The organism is Albidovulum sp. (assembly GCF_049646345.1).
Lineage (GTDB): Bacteria > Pseudomonadota > Alphaproteobacteria > Rhodobacterales > Rhodobacteraceae > Albidovulum.
In genome coordinates, this window is sequence record NZ_JBARVQ010000238.1 from 1 (window position 1) to 1,779 (window position 1,779).

General features: G+C 63.2%; 3 protein-coding genes. All 3 read right to left on the minus strand.

Annotated features, from left to right (window positions below; all coding sequences use genetic code 11):
- Positions 1-956 (minus strand): NADH-quinone oxidoreductase subunit NuoF (gene nuoF / locus WBB85_RS05665; protein ID WP_432637658.1); only part of this gene is annotated, 956 nt, incomplete at its 3' end.
- A 9-nt stretch (positions 957-965) separates the two neighbouring features.
- Positions 966-1,199, minus strand: a complete 234-nt coding sequence (locus WBB85_RS05670) for a DUF5337 domain-containing protein (RefSeq protein WP_432637659.1) — start codon at positions 1,197-1,199, stop codon at positions 966-968.
- Positions 1,200-1,206: 7 nt separating this feature from the next.
- On the minus strand, positions 1,207-1,779 hold a 573-nt coding region (locus WBB85_RS05675; RefSeq protein ID WP_432637660.1), incomplete at its 5' end, for a hypothetical protein.

Below are 1,779 nucleotides of genomic sequence, written 5' to 3' on the forward strand. Positions count from 1 at the left end.
GCGGTGCCGAGGCCAGACCGCTGTTCGCGCAGCCAGTCGAAATCCATGATCGCATCGTCGCATTGCTCGGCGCGCAGCATCGGCACCGAAGACCCGCCCGGGATCACCGCCTTGAGGTTCTTCCAGCCACCGCGCACGCCGCCGCAATGCTTGTCCAAGAGTTCTTTCAACGGGATCGACATCGCCTCTTCTACAACACACGGATTGTTGACGTGGCCCGAGATGCCGAACAGCTTCGTCCCGGTGTTGTTCGGGCGACCAAAGCTCGCGAACCAGTCCGGACCGCGTCGCAGGATCGTGGGCACAACCGCGATGGATTCGACGTTGTTCACAGTAGTCGGGCAGCCATAGAGCCCCGCCCCAGCCGGGAAAGGCGGCTTCATACGCGGCATGCCCTTGCGACCTTCAAGGCTTTCGAGCAGGGCGGTTTCCTCACCGCAGATATAGGCGCCGGCACCGTGGTGCAGGTAGATGTCGAAATCATAGCCCGACTTGCAGGCATTCTTGCCGACAAGGCCCGCGTCATAAGCCTCATCGATCGCGGCCTGAAGCGCCTCACGCTCGCGGATATATTCGCCGCGCATGTAGATGTAGCAGGCATTCGCCCCCATCGCGAAAGAGGCGATCAGGCAGCCTTCGATCAGCGTATGGGGATCATGGCGCATGATCTCCCGGTCCTTGCAGGTGCCGGGTTCGGATTCGTCGGCGTTCACCACCAGATAGGACGGACGCCCATCCGACTGCTTGGGCATGAACGACCATTTGAGCCCCGTGGGGAAGCCCGCCCCGCCCCGCCCGCGCAAGCCCGAGGCCTTGACCTCTTCCACGATCTTGTCGCGGCCGCGCGAAAGGATCTCTTTCGTGCCGTTCCAATGCCCGCGCTTTTTCGCACCGGCAAGCGAGCGGTCATGCATCCCGTAGAGGTTGGTAAAGATCCGGTCCTGATCTTTCAGCATCTTAAGTCCTCAATTTCCCTCGGGCCGCTTCTGCCGCCGCCATATCCGCCAGGTTACGACCATCGCCCAGATGAACGCGGCCAGAGCAGCCAGGTCGAAGAGGAAGACGAAACGGGTCTCCCAGCCCGCCTTCCCGCCCAGCCATTGCGCGCCAAGCCAGAGGATCATCGTCGCGGTGATCACTACCGCCACCAAGCGCGCCTCTTTGGCAAGGCGCATATCCTCGGGCTTCGGCTTTGTCATTCACACCTCAATAGACGTCACCCTTGGTGACGCGCTTCGAAAACTCGGTCTCGCCGCCCTTGGCCAGCACCTTGGCCTGTTTCACCCATTCATCGCGGGTGATGCGGCCGTGAAAGCCCACCATCTTTTCATCGACATGGGCAATATCCTTGGCCTTCCAGCTTGCGATCTGGTCGAAATGCCAGACGCCAACCTGGTTCAAAAGCCCTTCGAGCTTCGGGCCGACGCCCTTGATCATCTTGAGATCATCCGCCTTGCCGCCGCGTGGTGCGTCCAGAAGTTCGGGCGCGCCCGCCACCGGAGCGTCCTTCGACTTCGCAAGTGCCGCATCCAGTGCCGACGCGGTGGCGACCGTCTTTGGCGCGGGCTTTTCCTTTGCAGGTTTCTTCGCGGCAGGCTTGGCCGCTTTCGGCTTCTTGGCGGGCGCGGGTTTGGCCGGTTTCGCGGCAGGGGCTTTCGGCGCTTCGGGTGCGGGGTCTTCCGCAACGGCCACTGCATCCGGGGCACTTGCAAGCGCTGCGGCGGGTGCTGCCGGTTCAGGCGCGGGCACCGGCGCGGGTTCGGGCGCCGGGGCGGCAGC